This window comes from Saccharopolyspora oryzae (genome assembly GCF_027853915.1).
Lineage (GTDB): Bacteria > Actinomycetota > Actinomycetes > Mycobacteriales > Pseudonocardiaceae > Saccharopolyspora > Saccharopolyspora oryzae.
Genome location: NZ_JAQGLA010000017.1, coordinates 46530 through 62890, shown reverse-complemented (window position 1 = coordinate 62890; position 16361 = coordinate 46530). Strand labels below are relative to the sequence as shown.

Below are 16361 nucleotides of genomic sequence, written 5' to 3'. Positions count from 1 at the left end.
CCAGCCACCGCCTTAGCGCGGGTGCGGTGGTCGCGAGTCGCGCACGGCGGTCAAATGCGCGTGCCGAGGTCGGCCAGACCGGCGTGGACGATCTCGGCGAGGCGGCACGCGTAACGGCCGGACGGATCGAGGTCCGGGTCGAAGACCGTGACGTCGGCGCCGCACGCCGATGGGGCGAGGACCCGGAGCAGCTCCACCAGCTCCTCCGGCGCCAGACCACCGGGAGCGGGGCTGTCCACGGCCGGCAGGTGGGTCGGGTCGAGCACGTCCACGTCGATGTGCAGCCAGTAGCCGTCGAGCTCCGCCGACACCACGCCATCGCGGATCCGGGTGGCAGCAGCGGTGATGCCTTCGCCGCGGAGCTCGTCCACCGTCGTCGCGCGCATGTGGGACCGCACCTCGGCGAGGTGTTCGTCGTCCTCGCGGCAGCCGAGGTGGGTGGCGTCCTGCGGCAGGAACAACGGGCCGAGGGAATCGACGTCGGCCACTTCCGGCCAGTGCAGGCCGATCGCGGCGGCCAGGTCCTCCCCGGCGAGGCTGGCGCACTCGGCGCTGTTCCCGGGATGGCGGAAGTCGGTGTGGCCGTCGACGTGCAGCAGGCCGAACCGGCCGAGGCGCTTGAGCCCGAGTCCCACGCCGGTGAGGATGCTGCAATCCCCGCCGATCACCAGCGGGCGGTGCTCACCGCTGATGACCTCGCAGATCCGGTCCGCGAGGCGGCGCGAATGCTCGATGATGGCGTCCTGGTTGCGCAGCCGCCCGGGTTCCGCGTCGTCGCGGTAGCGCCGCGGCAGCACCACGCCGTCATCGATCGCCCCTTCGTCGATGAACCGGGTGAACAGGCCCGCCTCGCGGAGTGCTTCCGGAGCTTTCGCGGCACCCGGCGTCGCACCGGGTTCCGGCGGTCTGAGGCCCAGGTTCGACGGAGCTGACAGCAGCGCGATCACGCAGCCGATCATCCCACTCCCCGGCGCGAGGAGCTCGTGGACGACGACTTCCCGAAGCGCCGGAAATGACGTTGCGGGACGCAGTGCGACCGTGCCATGTTGGCCCGGTCGAACGGAGCGGCAGCGGGAGGGCGACTTGGCGTTCGTGGTCTACGGCACGGCTCTGACCTGTGCTTCTACATCAGGCGCGGACCGCGTTCTGACCTGACCCCGCGGGGCGTGCTGGGCCGACCGCACGGCGGTCGGCGAGTTCCGCGCGTCCGCAGCTGACGTCGAAGCACCTGTCCTGGTCCGCACGACGCGACCGCGTCACCGCTTCGACGGAGTTCCCATGTCGTCTTCTTCCCCGCGCACTCCCGAACCACGGGCCGGACTGCGGGAATGGCTGGGCCTGGCCGTGCTGGGCCTGCCCACCCTGCTCGTCGCCCTGGACATGAGCGTGCTGTACCTGGCTCTCCCGCACCTGGCCGCGGATCTGGGCGCCAGCAGTGCGGAACTGCTGTGGGTCACCGACATCTACAGCTTCGCGATCGCCGGATTCCTGCTCACCACAGGCGCGCTGGGCGACCGGATCGGCCACCGCAGGCTGCTCCTGATCGGTGCCACCGGATTCGGCTTCGTGTCCGTGCTGGCAGCGTTCGCGACGCACCCGGCGATGCTCATCGCCGCCCGAGCGCTCCTCGGCGCTGTCGCCGCAACCCTGATGCCGAGCACGCTGGCGCTGATCAGCACGATGTTCCGCGATCCCCGTCAACGCACGATCGCCATCGCCGGGTGGTCGAGCACCTTCATGGCCGGCGTCGCAATCGGACCGGTCATCGGCGGTGCTCTGCTGGAGTTCTTCTGGTGGGGCTCGGTGTTCCTACTGGCAGCGCCGGTTATGGTGCTGCTGCTTGTGCTAGGCCCGATTCTGCTGCCCGAGCAGCGCCCCGCCGCGGCCGGTCGCCTGGACCTGATCAGCGTCGGCCTGTCACTGGCAACCGCCCTTCCGCCCGCGTACGCGCTCAAGGAGCTGACCAGGGACGGCAGTGCCACGACGGCGGTACTGGCCGTGCTGATCGGGTTGATCGCCGGAGCGCTTTTCGCGCGGCGCCAGCGGAAGTCGGCGGACCCGCTGTTCGACGTGCGGTTGTTCGCCGACCGCTCCTTCAGCACCGCGCTGATCGTCCTGCTCATCGGATCGGCGACGACGAGCGGGATCGCCATGTTCGCCGCCCAGTACCTGCAACTCGCCGTCGGACTACCGCCGCTGCGAGCCGCAACGTGGCTGCTGCCTTCCACCGCAGCACTGATCGCGAGCGCCATGCTGGCACCCGTGGCAGCACGCCTGGTCAGGCCCGGCTACGTCATCGGCGCCGGATTGCTGCTCTCCAGCGCCGGATTCGCGATCCTGGTGCAGGTCGGCAGCCCCACCGCGCTCGTCGCGCTGGTGGCGGGACTGGCCATCGCCCACTTCGGCAGCGGACCCGCCGACGTGCTCGGCACCGACCTGGCGATGGGCGCCGCCCCACCCGGCAAGGCCGGCTCGGCGGCCTCGATGTCGGAAACCACGACCGAACTCGGAGTAGCCGTCGGAACAGCCGTTTTCGGCACCCTCGGCACCCTCGCCTACCGCAACGGGATGTCCGCGGCAGTTCCCGCGGGAATTCCACCTGACATGGCCGAACGCGCCGAGGACACGATGGCAGGCGCAACCACCGCAGCAGCACAACTTCCCAGCACTCCCGGCGCTGACCTGCTGGAACTCTCCCGCGAGGCCTACACCGGCGGTCTGAACGCGATCTCCACCGCCGCCGCGATCATCACAGCAGTCGCGGCCCTGGCCGCCATCGCGTTGTTGCGGAACCGGCCCGATTAGCGGCGCTGTCGCTGCAGATCATGGCGGTGTGGCCGGAATTCCACCGCACCACGCGAGAACGAAGACTTCTTCACATTTGTTGTTGAGCAAGACATCATGTGGAAGACGTGCTTACCAGTACGCGCTGCACACGAGGGAGCTGTCGCCATCATGACTTTCTCCTCACTCAACGCCGAACCAGGCATTTCCTCGGAGCTCGTCGACCTCGGTGCGATTTCGCTGCCGGAGTTGCGCACCCTCAAGGATTCGACGCTGCACCGCTCGTTGCGGCACGTGGTGCAGCAAACCGCGGACATCGGGGTCATCCCGTCACCTCCCGGCGAAGGCGGCGAACGGGTCGATTGACGCCGCGGTTCCCGCCGTGCTCGCGCAATTCGGTTCCGACCGCGATCCGCCGAAGGAGGGAGCCGTGCCCGTCGGCAGCGAGAACGCCCCGGAGGACTTCGCACTCCACCGCCTGTCGTGGCCGGACTTCGACGAACTCGCCCGCGCTGCCGGCGGGGCCCGCACGGTGCGCCAGTTCCGCCGCGCCGAACGCAGTCGGCGGCTGCTCCTGCTCCGCGGGTTGGTGGACGTGGTCGCCAAGGTTCCGGACCAGTGCGAACCGCTCCCCTCCCCGGAAGACGCCTGGGAGATCCTGGCCCGCGTCCAAGCACGAGCACCCCGGGTGCTCGACCGGATCCTCGCGCACCCCTACACCGGGAGCTGGGTCGGCTACACCACGCGCCTGTTCCACCACCAGACCACCGGCGTCTGCCCGCTGTGGGTGCACGTCGGACACGTGCACGCACTCGCCGCGGCAGCGGCGATCCACGCCGGGCTCCCGTTCCGGACCTCGGTCCCGGTCTGGGACGGCGGCGCCATCCTCCCGACCATCGGCATGGCCCGCCTCCCCGCGGACGAGCCGTTCTCGGTGGCCGACGTGCACAGCGACGGCGAGCGCGTCCAGGTCCGCAGCGGATCCACCTGCGTGCGCCTGCCGAACGACCGCTCTGCGGAAGCCCCTGGGTGGTGGCCCCTGCGGCACGTGTCGGTCCGCACCCGCGGCCAGTCGTTCTCAGTCCACTTGGACGACATCGATCCCTATCGCGGCCTGCACGAACCAGTCCTGCCACAGCGGCTCAGCACCGACGAGGTCGACACCTGGCGGGCCCTGATCACCGATGCCTGGCGCCTGATCACCGAGCACCTCCCCGAGATGGCCCCGGCGTTGCGCGCCGGACTGGAGTCGCTGGTGCCGCGCCCCGCGGTGCCGTTCCGCATGCCGAGCGCATCCACCGGCGAAGCCTTCGGCAGCGCGATCGTCAGCCGTCCCGTCGACGGGTTCGAGCTCGCGGCCATGCTCGTCCACGAGTTCCAGCACATCCGGTTGGGCGGGCTGCTCCACTTCATCCGGTTGCGCGAGAAGGATCCGCGATTGCGCTTCCACACGCCGTGGCGGGACGATCCGCGCCCGCTCGCCGGCGTCCTGCAAGGCGTCTACGCGTTCTTCGGCGTGACGATGTTCTGGCGAGCACTGGCGCAGCGCGGCTCCGACCGGCGAGCCGCATTCGAGTTCGCGTACTGGCGCGCCGGGACCTGGGACACCCTCCAGGCACTGCGGGACGATCCGGCCCTGACCACCGCGGGACACCGGTTCGTCGAGGGCATCGCCGCCGAACTCGGCCCCTGGCAGGACGAACCGGTGCCCGCCGACCTGGCGGAGCAGGCCGTCGCGCTCATCGCGGATCACCGCGCGGGCTGGCGGATCCGGCACGTCCGCCCCGATCCGGACACCGTCCGAGCGGTGTCGGAAGCCTGGCTGGCCGGTCGCCAGCGGCTGGCCGGAGTCCGCGTGGCCGACGGCCGAACACCCACTCCCGTCTCGGACGGTTCCTGGTCCCAGGCGCGGCTCGACCTGGTCCGGCTCAGCTTCGTCGAATCAGCCGATTCCGCATCGTGGTCGGCAGTCCCCGATGCCACGCCGGCGGATCTGGCTTACGCGCGCGGTCAGCTCACCGAAGCCGCGCGCGGCTACCGGACGGAGCTGGACGCGGACCCCGGCCGCCCTGCCTCCTGGACCGGGCTGGGACTCGCGCTGTCCGGACTCGGCGCGCAAGCGCCCGCTCGAGCGCTGCTGACCTGCCCCGAGTTGGTTCGAGCGGTGCACCGACGGATTCGAACCAGCGCGGCGAACGCTGTCGCGCCGGACGAACTCGCCGATTGGATCGGGCGTTTCCTGCCCTGACCCGGCCTCCTCACAGCGGCATCGGGTCGATGTCGCAGTTGGCCCGGACGTTCTGCGCAGCAGCCACCACCGTCGGGTGCGCCTCCCCCAGCGCCCGTCGGTAGCGGGTCAGGACCTCGACGTGCTTGGCCTCCGCGATCTCGTTCTCACCCGCACTGCGCAGGTCCAGGGCGAGGTTGTGGTTCGCCGCGATGGTCGTGGGGTGTTCCGCGCCGAACACGCCCTCCATGCGTTGCGCCGCCTCGGTGCCCAGTTCCAGGGCGGTCTCGAAATCTCCCAGCGCTGCCACATCGCTGGCCAGGTTGATCATCGCGATCAGCCCGTGCGGCTGGTCCGGGCCGAACTTCGCGCGGAACTGCTCGAAGGAGCGTTCGTCGAGCTGCCGGGCGCTGCTGACATCGCCGAGCAGCCGCAGCGTCACCGCCAGGTCGATGGCGGCGGACAAGGTGTGCGGGTGGTTCTCCCCCAGGCTGCGGCGGTACCGGTCGAAGGTGTCTTCGCCGAGCGCGCGCGCTGCCCGCAGCTCGCTGGCCTGCCGCAGGTCGATGGAGTGCGAGATCGCGCAGCCCAGGGTGCTCGGGTGATCGGCCCCGTAGCGGAACCGGTAGAACTCCAGCGCCTGCCCGGACAGCTCGAAAGCCGTCTGGTGGTCACCGTTCTTCCTGGCCGCGATCGCCAACCGGTGCTGGCGGTACAGGGTGATCGCCTTGTCCTCGCCGAAGAGCTTCCGGCAGCGCTCGAACAGCCGCTCCAGCTCGCCGTGCGCCCACGCGTAGTCACCCAGCTCCAGCCGGTCCAGGATGAGACCGCCCAGCGCGTTCAGCGCTTGCGGGCTGTCGACTCCCCGGACCTCGCCCTGCCGGCGGGCGGTTTCCTCGCCCAGATCCCGCGCCCGCTTGTAGTCCCCGAGCAGTCGAAGCGTGACCGCGAGGTCGTGCGCGGCGCCCAGCGTGACCGGGTCGTCCTGGCCGTACAGCGCCTTCGCCTTGCGGTAGACCTCTTCGTTCAGCTCGCGGGCCTGCAGGTACTCGCCCTTGGCCTTCAGGTCGAACGCGACGCTGAGCTCCGCGCCGAGCGTGTCCTCGCTGTTCTCGCCGGAGATCTGCCGGCGCAGTGCCAGCGTTCGCGCGTTGAGCTCGGCGGCTTCCTGGTAGCGGCCGAGGACGCACAGGTACGGCCCCAGCTTCCCGGCCACCTGGAGCAGTTGGGGGTCGGTTTCCTCCCACTTCTCCGACCACACTTCGAGCACCTGCTTGCCCAGTGCGGCAGCTTCGTTGTGGTCGCCCCAGGAGAACAGGTACTCCATGAGGTCGATGACCAGCTGGCGGACCCAGGGGTCGTCGCAGTTCAGCGCGTTCGACGCGGTCGCGTGCGGCAGGATCGCCTGGAACCGGGGCCACTGCACGGCGTCCGCCGGGTCGCCCGGGTCCATGTTCGCCAGCAGCAGGTGCGCGCCGTGGCGCATGTCCGCTCGGCGCTGCGGGGACATGCGGTCGCGCACGACCAGTTGGACCAGGCGGTGCAGCTGCAGGGTGTCGTTGCGGTGGTCGATCTTGGCCAGGCCGAACCGGTTGATGTCGCGGATGGCCCGGCCGAGCCGGAGCGGGTCGCGCAGCGCGGCGTCGAGCTCCGGCGCGATCGACGTGCCCCGCAGACCCGTGAACAGGCTGCGGGAGATCGGCTCCGGCGCGAAGAACGCGCACACCTGCAGCAGCTGGTGGGCTGCGGGGTTGCGCTCCTCCAGCTCTTCCAGCGAGACGTTCCACGCCGCTGCCAGCGACACCTCGTAGTCGTTGGGCGCCGACACGTCGAGGATCTCGGCCACCTTCTCGTCGAACACGCGGAGGTACTCGCTGACCGGCATCCCGGTCTCCGCCCGCCAGGCGGCTGCTTGCGCGATCGCCAGCGGCAGGTCACCGAGCTTCTCAGCGAGGGCGTCGGATTCCTCCTCGGTGATCTCGGGGCCGCGGCTGCGCAGCAACGCCTTGCTCTCGGACCTCTCGAACAGCGTGACCTCCAGGGGACGGGCCACTTCGGCCCAATCGGGGTTGCGCGAGGTGATGATGATGTCGCCCGGCCCGTTGGCGGGGAAGAACGGGCGCACGTCCTCCGGGCTCTCCGCCGCGTCGAACACCAGCAGCCAGCGGCGGATCGGATAGCCCCGGCGCAGCGCTTCGCGCACGGCGGGCACCGCGGTGTGCGCTTCCGAACTGCCCGGCAGCTGCAGCGCCTGGGCCAGTTCGGTCAGCCCGGCGCGGATCTGCGCAGGCTGCCCGGCCTGCACCCACCACACCAGGTCGTAGTCCGCGAGGTGACGGTAGATGTGCTCGACGGCGATCTGGGTCTTGCCGATCCCGCTCATGCCGTGCAGCGTCGAGGGCAGGATGGCGGTGGTGCCGCCGTCCTTGAGCCGGCCTTCCAGCTGCGCGAGGGGTTCCTCGCGGCCGGTGAAGATCGGGTTCCGCGGCGGCACGTCGCCCCAGATCGGCGGGACGTCGTCCGCGCGCCGCTCGCGGAGGATGCGAGCCACCACAGTGGACGGTGGGCTGGACGGGTCCTCCTCGGCGCCGACCGCGTCCGCACGGGGCTCGAACGGAACCACCCGCAACGTTTCCGGCGAGTCGGTCGACTGCTGCGGGGGATTCGCTGAACCAGTGCTCTGACCAGACATGTTTCCACTCGCCGTCGTTTCTGCGGGACTCACGGTTTCATCGGTCTCCGAGGTCGTGGAACTGAAGCGATCTTCCTCCGAAAGTGTGACTTGTCGAGCGGCGTCCTCCGGCTCGAGCAGTCGATCCATCTTCTTCGCGCGCGCGAGGTAAGGCCCGGACAGGGCGCGCATCACGGAGCGCTCGATCTCGAGACCTCCCTCCGGCGACGGCGGGAGATCCGGATCGGCGAGCGCATCGCGAACACGTCCGACACCGGCCACGCGGTCGCCGAACCCGGCGGCGACCAGGCGCAGCACGTGCGCGGTCTCCGAACGTCGCGCACCGCTGAGCAGGACTTCGCGGACCGGCTGGTCGAAGGCGAAGGTGGTGTTGTCCCAGCCTCCCGCAGCGGCTTCGTCGACGGGCCGCAGCAGGTCGCTGGTGAGCACCTCGGCCAGGTCGTCCGGTCCGGATCCGGGCACCAGCTCGGTCTGGATCGCCCGCGCGACCGGCACGCTCACCGGGACCGCGGCCAGCAACGTCGCGAGCCGGAAGGCCGGCGGCGAGGCCGTGCTCAGGAAGTTCATGACCCGCTGCCGAGGCGACCGGCCACGACCGCTGCCCGGAGCGGGCACCTCGTCCTCCCGGGGCTGCGGCTGGCGGTCACCGGCGAGCAGCACCACCGCGTCCGCGGACCGCCCGCGCTGCCCCGCGACCAGCTGCGCCCACCGGGAGAGCCACCGCGTTTCCAGCTCCAGCACCGGCACCGCGACCGCACCGGCCGGCGGACTCGGGTCGGGGTCCAGCCAGGCGTCGGGCAGCTCCACCTGCCACTGCCGGTTCGGCGCCACCGCGCGGGGCGTCGTCAGCTTCGCGCGCTGCGCGTGCAATCCACCGCGTCGCCAGAGCCGCTGCGGCAGCAGGTGGGCGACCGCGACCGACATCGAATCGCCCCACTGCGCGAGCAACGGCGTGATGGAACCCCGCCGCCAACCGGCGCCGACGCCGTCGGTCAGGACCAGGACGACCCGCCGTCCGGACGGGTCGTTCAGCTCCGCCGGGCTGCGGACCGGGGCATCAGCCGTTCCCCCGCGCAACTGCGGTGCTTCGGAGGTGTCGAGCATCCGGCGCTGGATCGACCGGAAGGCGCCGAGCCGCTCCAGGGACTTGGTGAACGCGTCGATCTTCGCCCGCCACAGCGCCATCGACGGATTGGTGTCCACGACCAGCGTCAGGTCGAGCCAGCGCGTCGTGCCCGGTCGGGTCATCGGCAACCACAGCCCGTCCTCGACCGCGCGTTCCGCGGTCGCGTCCTCGTCGAGGAGTGCGTCCTCGTCGTGCGGCGACGACATCCTGCGCTTGAACGGCCGGAGCGCCCGGAAGACGTTCGGACCGGCAGCCGCGCGGCGCACCACCGGCGGCGACGAATCCCCCACGATCCCAACGGGTTCCGCCGATTCCGACGCCTGGACCGACGTGCCGATCGCGGGGACTGCGTCCTCCGGCTCCGGACCGGCGTCCTGCTCAGGATCCCGGGCATCGTTCGACGGGAGTTCGGATGGTTCCCGGTCGTCCTCGCCCGGCCGGTCGGATTCCTCGATGTCCTGCGGGGAATCCGCTCCACCTTCCTCGTCGGGTTCCCGCGGCGCGCCGTTACTCCGGTGCCGTCCCCACGCCGACTGGGTGGCGGCGGTCAGCCAGAGCGCGTCGGCGACTTCGGCCCACCCCAGGTCGCCCGTCCCGAGCGGAGACGCGGAGTCGTCCCGCCCCGCCGACCGGACCGGGCGGGCCTCCGCACTGCCATCCCCGCCGCGCACGTCACGTTACCGAGGTGAGTTGTCGCCACAGCGCGTCCCGCAACCGCGACCACGACTCGTCGTCGTCGCGGTAGGTTCCCGAAGTCACCAGGTACAGCGCGTCCAGCAGCTTGTCGGCGGGCAGTCCGCCACCATCGGCCCCGCGGTCGAGGAACTCCTGGATCATCCGCTGCCGCTGCTCGTCCCCGGTCCCGGTCAGGTGCGCGGCCACCATCGCGGCGAGCTGCTCCGCGTCCGGTTCCCGGATCGTCAACCGCAGGCAGCGGCGCAGGAATGCTTCCGGGAACTCCCGCTCGCCGTTGCTGGTGATCACCACGACCGGGAACGCGCGGCACCTCACCCGACCGTCTGCCACGGTGGCCGCGGTGCCGGGATCGTCGGCCAGCACGGTCACCTCCGGCGAGCGGTCCCGCATCCGCTCCAGCTCCGGGATGGTGAACTCGCCGTCCTCGAAGATGCTCAGCAGGTCGTTGGGGAGGTCCACCTCGCTCTTGTCGAGCTCGTCGATCAGCAGCACCCGGGGCAGCTCCGCAGGCAGGAACGCCGTGCCCAACGGGCCCAACCGCACGAACTCGCCCACCGGCGGTTCCGCGGTCGGCGGCTCGGCGTCGGCACCCCAGCGGACCATCGCCTGCCGCGTCGCGGCCGCTTGCGCCCGACCTATCGCGTCGTAGGCGTACAGACCGGATTTCAGCGTGGTGCGACTGGTGATCGGCCACCTGAGCACCCGCCCCAAGCCCAGTTCCCGCGCGATCCTGAAGGCCAGGCTGGACTTCCCGGTGCCGGGGCGACCGGTGACCAGCAGCGGGCGGCGCAAGTACAGCGCCGAGTTGACCATGTCGACCTCGTGCGGATCGACGTCCCGTTCGGACAGGTGCGATTCCGCGCCCAACCGGCGTTGGGCCTCGCCGTCGTCCGGCGGCGGCACGTACCGCTCGGGCACCGGGCCACCGCGGAAGTTCCGCCAGGGCGGCGGATCCGGGAGGAGATCGGTCAACCGGACGTCGCGCAGCGGCCGACCGGTGCCCCGGTAGATCCACCAGTCGGGCGTTCCGAATCCCGCCAACCGCTCTCGCGACGCGTCGCCGTTCGAACGCTCGTCGATGCTCATCCGCGGTGTCCCTCCCGGCCTAGCCCGCGAGCTCTTCGGGATTCACCAATCGAGCTGGATCATCCCACATGACCACCAGTTCTTGCACTACCTTGACGTCGAATCGCGCCGGTGAATCGAGGTGCGCGTCCCGCCGGACGGCCTGCGTCCGGGTCGGCAGCTCGCCCAAACCGCCTTCCTCCACCAGCCTTTCCACGATCTCCCGCACCCGTTCGGGCTCCGCATCGGTGCGATGCCAGAACACCGCGGGCAATCCCGCCCGCAGCGCGGACATCAACTGATCACCCCGGCTGGGTTCGCGCGACGGCGCAGCGGCGAGCACGATCGCCGCGCATTGCGGTTGCTGCCCCAGCGCGGCCTCGATGGCGTGCGGGCTGTCCGGATTCGCAGTGCTGGCGTAGTGCACCTCCGCGCTCCGCGGATCTTCGCGCATCATCTGCCACCGCAGGTTCCACACCCGGTGCCAGTGGTCGGACATCATCCGCTCCAAAGAGCGCACCACGATCGGATAATCCATGCACAGCGGGCGCGGGATACCGGAGTCGTGCTCCTTGTGCCACTGGTGGACCGGCAGGTTCAGCAGCGCCCGCGGCAGCACGACCTCCAGCGCCACCGCGCCGGAATGCCCGCGCCACGCCCGCTCCGCCTCGACGACCAGTTCGTCGACGTGCCGCTCGATCTCGTGCACCCGGACCGTCCGGCTGCGCCCCCGCGCGGGTGGCCACTCCTCCGGATCGTCCTGCCGCCAGTGGGAGAGCACGAACAACTCGGGATCGATCCCGTCGTGCTGGATCACGATCATCAGGTGCAACCGCGTGTCGGCGACTACCGGATCCGCGTGCGCCGCGCGGAATTCCGCGAGTTCGGCGTCGAGCTGGAGGCGCCGGGCCTGCGCGCTGCTCCAACCCTCCAGCTTGGCGCGCACCGCGCGGTCTCCGACCTGGCGCGCCAGGAGCTCGACGAACGCCAGCGCCGGCGGGAACCCGTCCGGGCCCGCGTTGACATCGGCCAAGTGCTCGAGGACGCCCCAGGGCGTCGAACCAGGCGGCGGCGGTGGAACACCCGGCCCCGCAGCTCGGTGCAGCAGCGTCGGCAGTTGCGAGACGACGAGCTCGTCGAGCGGATCGCGGAGTTCTTCCAGCACACCGGGCGGAAGCAGCTCGAGCACCTCTTCCGGTTCCGGTTCGGACACCCTGATCGCCGCCCCGAGCAGCCGCAACCACGCGACGGCGCTGGTTTCCTTCACCACCACCGAGATCTGCTGGAACGACTCGGGTTCGGCGGCCTCGTGCTGGATCACGTCCCGGAAGAACTCCTCCGAGGCGATCAGGGCCAGCGCGCTCCGCGTCTGCGCCAACCAAGCCTTCGCGTCAGGTGCGTCCAGGATGCGGGCCGCGAAGTTGATCGCCGGGCTGACCTTGCCGTTGGAGCTCAGCCGCACGTGCCCGGCGTGCAGCGCGACCCGCAGCTGCATGGCCGCCGCGTCGGAGTGCACCGCGTTGTGCCTGCGCAGGCCCGCGAGCAACCGGTGGCCCAGGTGGTCGGCCAACCGGACCTGGGGAACGTCGGGCGGTACCAGGATGATCTTCCCGTCACCGCGGTCCTCCACGTCGCAGGAACCCCACTCGATGCCGGACTCGTCGAACGCCTGCTCCAGCAACTGGGTGAGGCTGCGGTGCACCGCGACCTGGTCGTGGAACGTCCGGCGGGCATCGGTGAAGCGCGCGACGTCCACCAGCACGACGCTCCGGTAAAGCGCCTCAGAGTAAAGCGGCATGAGACCCCCTCCCAGCACCGCGATACCCGCACGCCGCCCCGCCGCGGCCCGCCGTCGTCATCGGCGGGCTGACCCGGGACATCGCACCGCTGTCACCCGGCATCCCGGAGGTACTGTACGCGACACGCACCTCCCGAGTGACCCGTTCGATCTTCGTCCTGATGACGGCTCCGAGCGCGGCCGTCCGCGCGAACGTGGGCGGGAGCAGCGCGGACGCACCCGCTGCTTCCCGCCCACCGGGCGCTGTTCCCGCTGAACACCCCTCGGATCCAGCGGCTAAGTACGCGCCCGCCCCCAGGCCGACACGACCGCCATGACGGCGGCCGCCATCACGCTGGCTAGAGCCACCCGGACCACGCCTTCCGGCTGGACCGAGATCAGCACGACGATCAGGGCCCACACCTGGATGACGGTGAACAGGGCGCTGCACAGCAGCATCGGCCGGTCCCACCACCGAACGGGGCGTTCCGGCGACACCGCGGTCCGCATGGGCATCGTCCCGGGAGCGCCTGCGCGAACTCGCTGCGGCGAACTGGTTTTCGTCATGTTCGTCAACCTCCTCCGAAAACGGGCGATGAATGACATGTACGGCACTCCGGCGCCGCGCAGTGCGTCACGTGACTCATTCGGCCCGATCAGGAGGCCAGCTCTTCGAGGGCGTCCAGCCGCAGGATCGTCACCCGGCGGCGGGCCGTCGCGATCAGGCGCTGGCGCCGCAGTTCGGCCAGTGCGCGCACGACCGACTCCCGGGACGCCGAGATCAGGCCGGCCATGCTCTTCTGCGTGATGGGGATGGCGATCATGACGGTCTCCCCCACCGCCACCCCGTAGCGCCCGGCGAGCTCGATGAGCAGGACGGCGAGCCGCTGCGCGACGGGTCGACCGCCGTCGTCCGCGCGCTGCCGGCTGAGCTCCCGCAGCCGGCCGACGACCACGTGCAGCAGCACCCAGGAGAGCTCTGGTCGAGATCGGCACAGCGCGGCGAACCGCTCGGACGGGACGACGATCGCCTCGACCCGTTCGAGCGCGCGCATCGTCGCCGAGCGCGGTCTGCCGTCCACCGCGGCGAGCTCGCCCACGACGTCGCCCGACCCCCGGACGGCGAGCACGCCTTCGTAGCCGGTGCTGACGTCCGTGACGATCTCGATACTGCCCACCAGCAGCACGTACACGTGCTGGGACGAATCACCCTGGCGGCCCAGGGATTCGCCCGGCTCGAACCGGCGCACCGCACCGGCCTGCAGCACCAGCTCCCGCTCCAGCGGGGCCAGCATCGCCCAGAACGTGCCGTCGAACGGGCTCCGCCGGGAGTCGGCGTGGGTGCCGCCCATGCCCACCCCCGGGTCGCGATGTGATCTCGACATCGACAGCATGCCGAGCCTCGGGCGGTCCGACAACCGTCCGAACGCCGTCCTCGGAATGCCGGGTGGCGGTCAGCCGGATGGCGGCGTTCCGGTCTGCCGGGAATTGATTTCATTCAACACTGAACTTATCGATGGTGGCGAATTCCGGAGTGCTTCACCGCATTCCCGGGAGCGCGGTGATCGGAGTCGTGCCACGCTCGGTCGTGCTTGATCGTCTCGGCTGAGGGGTGTTCCGGTGCCTGCGGTTCGTGTTGGTTCGGTCGTCGCGCTGGTGGCAGTGCTGGGTGCGGGGCTCCCGGCCGCCGCGGGTCCGGATCGGGACGTGGACGTGCTCTTCGTCGGCGCGCACCCCGACGACGAAGCCTCGTCGTTGTCGACGTTCGGGCGTTGGCGGCACGACCACCAGATCCGCACCGGCGTCGTGACCATCACCCGCGGCGAGGGCGGCGGAAACGCCGTGGGGCCGGAGGAGGGCCCAGCGCTGGGACTGCTGCGCGAAGGCGAGGAGCGCCGAGCCGTTGGCGCGCTCGGCGTCACCGACGTCCACAACCTCGACGAGCCGGATCTCTACTACACGGTGAGCGCACCGCTGACCGAGCAGGCCTGGAAGCACGACGACGTGCTGGCGAAGCTCGTCCGGGTCGTGCGGCAGACCCGGCCCGAAGTCGTGGTCACCATGGATCCCTCACCCGCGCCGGGCAACCACGGCAACCACCAGTACGCCGCTCGACTCGCGCTCGAGGCCTACCGCCGGGCTGCTGATCCGGCGGCGTTCCCCGAGCAGATCCAGCGCGAAGGTCTCGCGCCCTGGTCGGTTCGGCGGGTGCTGTCCAACGCGGCCGGGCCGGAGGAGGAGGTCCGCGGGCCGGAGTGCGAGCAGCGCACCACCCCGCCGGATTCACCCGGGCCGCAGTACTACGTCCACGGCCTCGGCGGCGGCATCAACTGGGAGCAGCGGGAGCGCATCGCCGAACGCGAGTACAAGACCCAGGGCTGGGTGTCCCGGCCGGACATCCCGGACGATCCCGCGCAGATCGGCTGCGACCACCTGACCGAGCTCGCCAACCGCGCACCTCACGCGCCGGGCGCACGCGGCGCGGACGCACCACTGCTCGGCGCGCTGCTGCCCATTCCCGGAGGTTCACCGGCCGAGGCTCCTCGTGGTCGCGGGGACACCGGCGTCGTCGCGGAGCAAGCCCCGCTGCCAGGCGTCGCGGAGTTCCAGCAGTGGACCGAAGATGCTGGATTTCCCTTGCTGCGCAACCAGGTTCCCCCAGTTCGGACAATGCCGAAGCTGGGCGCCCAGGACGTTCGAGTGGTCGTGCACAACTACAGCGCACAACCCAGCTCCGGTTCTGTGGAGTTCGTGCCACCTCGGGGGTTCGAGGTGTCGAACTCCGTGCAGCGGTTCGCTGAAATCGCGCCCGGCGCAACGGAATTGCTCACCTTCACGGTCCGCAGCGCCGACTCGCACATGCCCACCGGAATGCAGGGCGGCGACCACCCCTACACCCTGATCACCCGCACTGACGATGGCGCGACCCGCGAGAGCACTGCGGCGCTGGAACTGGTACCGACCACGACCATCCAGCAGGCCGAAGCACCACCGGTGGTGGACGGTGAAGCCGGCCCGCAGGAGTACCCGGGCGCCCCTCTCGACGCATCGGCGCTCTGGGAGGGCGACCAGTGCTCCGCCCCGGACTGCGCTGCCACCGCGAGGTTCTCGTGGCACGGCGACACCTTGCACGCCCTGGTCGACGTCGTGGACGACCGGCAGGGCGCGCTCCTGGCTCCCGACGACTGCAAGCGCCACTGGCGCACGGACGCCGTGGAGATCACCATCGATCCGAAGGCGGATTCGGAGAACACCGCCAGCACGTTCAAGCTCGCAGCGCTCCCGACCACCACCACCGGCACGCCCTGCTTCGCGCGGGACGCCGACAACCACCAGGGCCCGGGTGCGGAAACCGCTCCCGGCGTCCAGCTGTCGTCCAAGGTCCGCGAAGGCGGCTACACCGTCGAGCTCGCCATCCCGCTGCACGCGCTGCCAGGTTCGGTCGATCCCCGCCAGCTCGGCCTGAACGTCCTGGTCTACGACTCCGACACCCAGGACCTGACCGGCCAGTCCCGCATCGGCTGGTCCACCTGGGCGGGCGTCCAAGGCGATCCGTACCGCTGGGGCCGCGCAACCCTCCAGGACCGCCCGCCGGAACAACCGACGCCGTCCCCTGCCCCGGTGCTCCCGCTCGACGCGGCGTCCTCTGTGGACTCACCGCAGAGCATCGCCCAAGCAGCACGGCTCGCGACCTCGCTGGGTTCCGCTCCTCCGGCCGGCGACTCAGCCGCTCGGATCACGGATGCCCGAACCCAGCGAGGCGTGGTCCACACCCGCCTCGACGTGAACGGCCCGGGCAGAGCCCACCTGTTCGTTGTCGACGCGACCAACGCGGTCCTCGCGGACCGGCAACTCGACGTGGACGGCCACGGCGAGCGCGACGTGCCGATCCCGATCCCCGCAGGCACTCCGGCGAAAGTCCTGGTCGGATTCGCCACCCCGCAGGGCACCACCGCAGCATCCACCGCCGAGGTCGACCACTCCTGACCGCGGA

10 protein-coding genes are annotated in these 16361 nt (G+C 70.7%); 4 read left to right on the top strand and 6 right to left on the bottom strand.

Features of this window, described 5'->3' with window-relative positions; genetic code table 11:
* Nucleotides 1-50: 50 nt before the first annotated feature.
* Nucleotides 51-959, bottom strand: a complete 909-nt coding sequence (locus OU415_RS14195; RefSeq protein WP_270949199.1) for an arginase family protein — start codon at nucleotides 957-959, stop codon at nucleotides 51-53.
* Between the two features lie 319 nt (nucleotides 960-1278).
* Here OU415_RS14195 and OU415_RS14190 point away from each other — a divergent pair, with 319 nt between their 5' ends.
* The 3 genes from OU415_RS14190 (at nucleotide 1279) to OU415_RS14180 (ending at nucleotide 5032) form a co-directional block, all read left to right on the top strand.
* Nucleotides 1279-2805 (top strand): MFS transporter, encoded by a 1527-nt coding sequence (locus tag OU415_RS14190; RefSeq protein ID WP_270949198.1) that lies wholly within the window; start codon nucleotides 1279-1281, stop codon nucleotides 2803-2805.
* Nucleotides 2806-2955: 150 nt separating this feature from the next.
* Nucleotides 2956-3150: a hypothetical protein gene (locus OU415_RS14185; protein WP_270949197.1), complete on the top strand. Its 195-nt coding sequence runs from the start codon at nucleotides 2956-2958 to the stop codon at nucleotides 3148-3150.
* Between the two features lie 64 nt (nucleotides 3151-3214).
* Nucleotides 3215-5032 (top strand): HEXXH motif domain-containing protein, encoded by a 1818-nt coding sequence (locus OU415_RS14180; RefSeq protein ID WP_270949196.1) that lies wholly within the window; start codon nucleotides 3215-3217, stop codon nucleotides 5030-5032.
* Between the two features lie 10 nt (nucleotides 5033-5042).
* Here OU415_RS14180 and fxsT read toward each other — a convergent pair whose 3' ends face one another.
* The 5 genes from fxsT to OU415_RS14155 form a co-directional block, all read right to left on the bottom strand.
* Complete coding sequence (gene fxsT, locus OU415_RS14175; RefSeq protein ID WP_270949195.1) at nucleotides 5043-9500, bottom strand: FxSxx-COOH system tetratricopeptide repeat protein; 4458 nt, start codon at nucleotides 9498-9500, stop codon at nucleotides 5043-5045.
* Nucleotide 9501: 1 nt separating this feature from the next.
* Complete coding sequence (locus OU415_RS14170) at nucleotides 9502-10611, bottom strand: AAA family ATPase (RefSeq protein ID WP_270949194.1); 1110 nt, start codon at nucleotides 10609-10611, stop codon at nucleotides 9502-9504.
* A 19-nt stretch (nucleotides 10612-10630) separates the two neighbouring features.
* Entirely contained in the window at nucleotides 10631-12388 is a 1758-nt protein-coding gene (locus tag OU415_RS14165; protein ID WP_270949193.1) for a VMAP-C domain-containing protein, read from the bottom strand.
* Nucleotides 12389-12664: 276 nt separating this feature from the next.
* Complete coding sequence (locus OU415_RS14160; RefSeq protein WP_270949192.1) at nucleotides 12665-12934, bottom strand: hypothetical protein; 270 nt, start codon at nucleotides 12932-12934, stop codon at nucleotides 12665-12667.
* A gap of 89 nt (nucleotides 12935-13023) precedes the next feature.
* Complete coding sequence (locus OU415_RS14155) at nucleotides 13024-13752, bottom strand: Crp/Fnr family transcriptional regulator (RefSeq protein ID WP_270949191.1); 729 nt, start codon at nucleotides 13750-13752, stop codon at nucleotides 13024-13026.
* Between the two features lie 235 nt (nucleotides 13753-13987).
* On the opposite strand from OU415_RS14155, the gene OU415_RS14150 reads away from it, so the two are divergent.
* Nucleotides 13988-16354: a sugar-binding protein gene (locus tag OU415_RS14150; protein WP_270949190.1), complete on the top strand. Its 2367-nt coding sequence runs from the start codon at nucleotides 13988-13990 to the stop codon at nucleotides 16352-16354.
* Nucleotides 16355-16361: the final 7 nt, after the last annotated feature.

Excerpts from the sequence above, each read along its gene's own strand:
- OU415_RS14185 (WP_270949197.1), top strand. The coding sequence starts at position 2,956 with ATGACTTTCTCCTCACTCAACGCCGAACCAGGCATTTCCTCGGAGCTC.
- OU415_RS14190 (WP_270949198.1), top strand. The coding sequence starts at position 1,279 with ATGTCGTCTTCTTCCCCGCGCACTCCCGAACCACGGGCCGGACTGCGG.
- OU415_RS14195 (WP_270949199.1), bottom strand. The coding sequence starts at position 959 with ATGATCGGCTGCGTGATCGCGCTGCTGTCAGCTCCGTCGAACCTGGGC.
- OU415_RS14160 (WP_270949192.1), bottom strand. The coding sequence starts at position 12,934 with ATGACGAAAACCAGTTCGCCGCAGCGAGTTCGCGCAGGCGCTCCCGGG.
- OU415_RS14165 (WP_270949193.1), bottom strand. The coding sequence starts at position 12,388 with ATGCCGCTTTACTCTGAGGCGCTTTACCGGAGCGTCGTGCTGGTGGAC.
- OU415_RS14155 (WP_270949191.1), bottom strand. The coding sequence starts at position 13,752 with ATGTCGAGATCACATCGCGACCCGGGGGTGGGCATGGGCGGCACCCAC.
- OU415_RS14170 (WP_270949194.1), bottom strand. The coding sequence starts at position 10,611 with ATGAGCATCGACGAGCGTTCGAACGGCGACGCGTCGCGAGAGCGGTTG.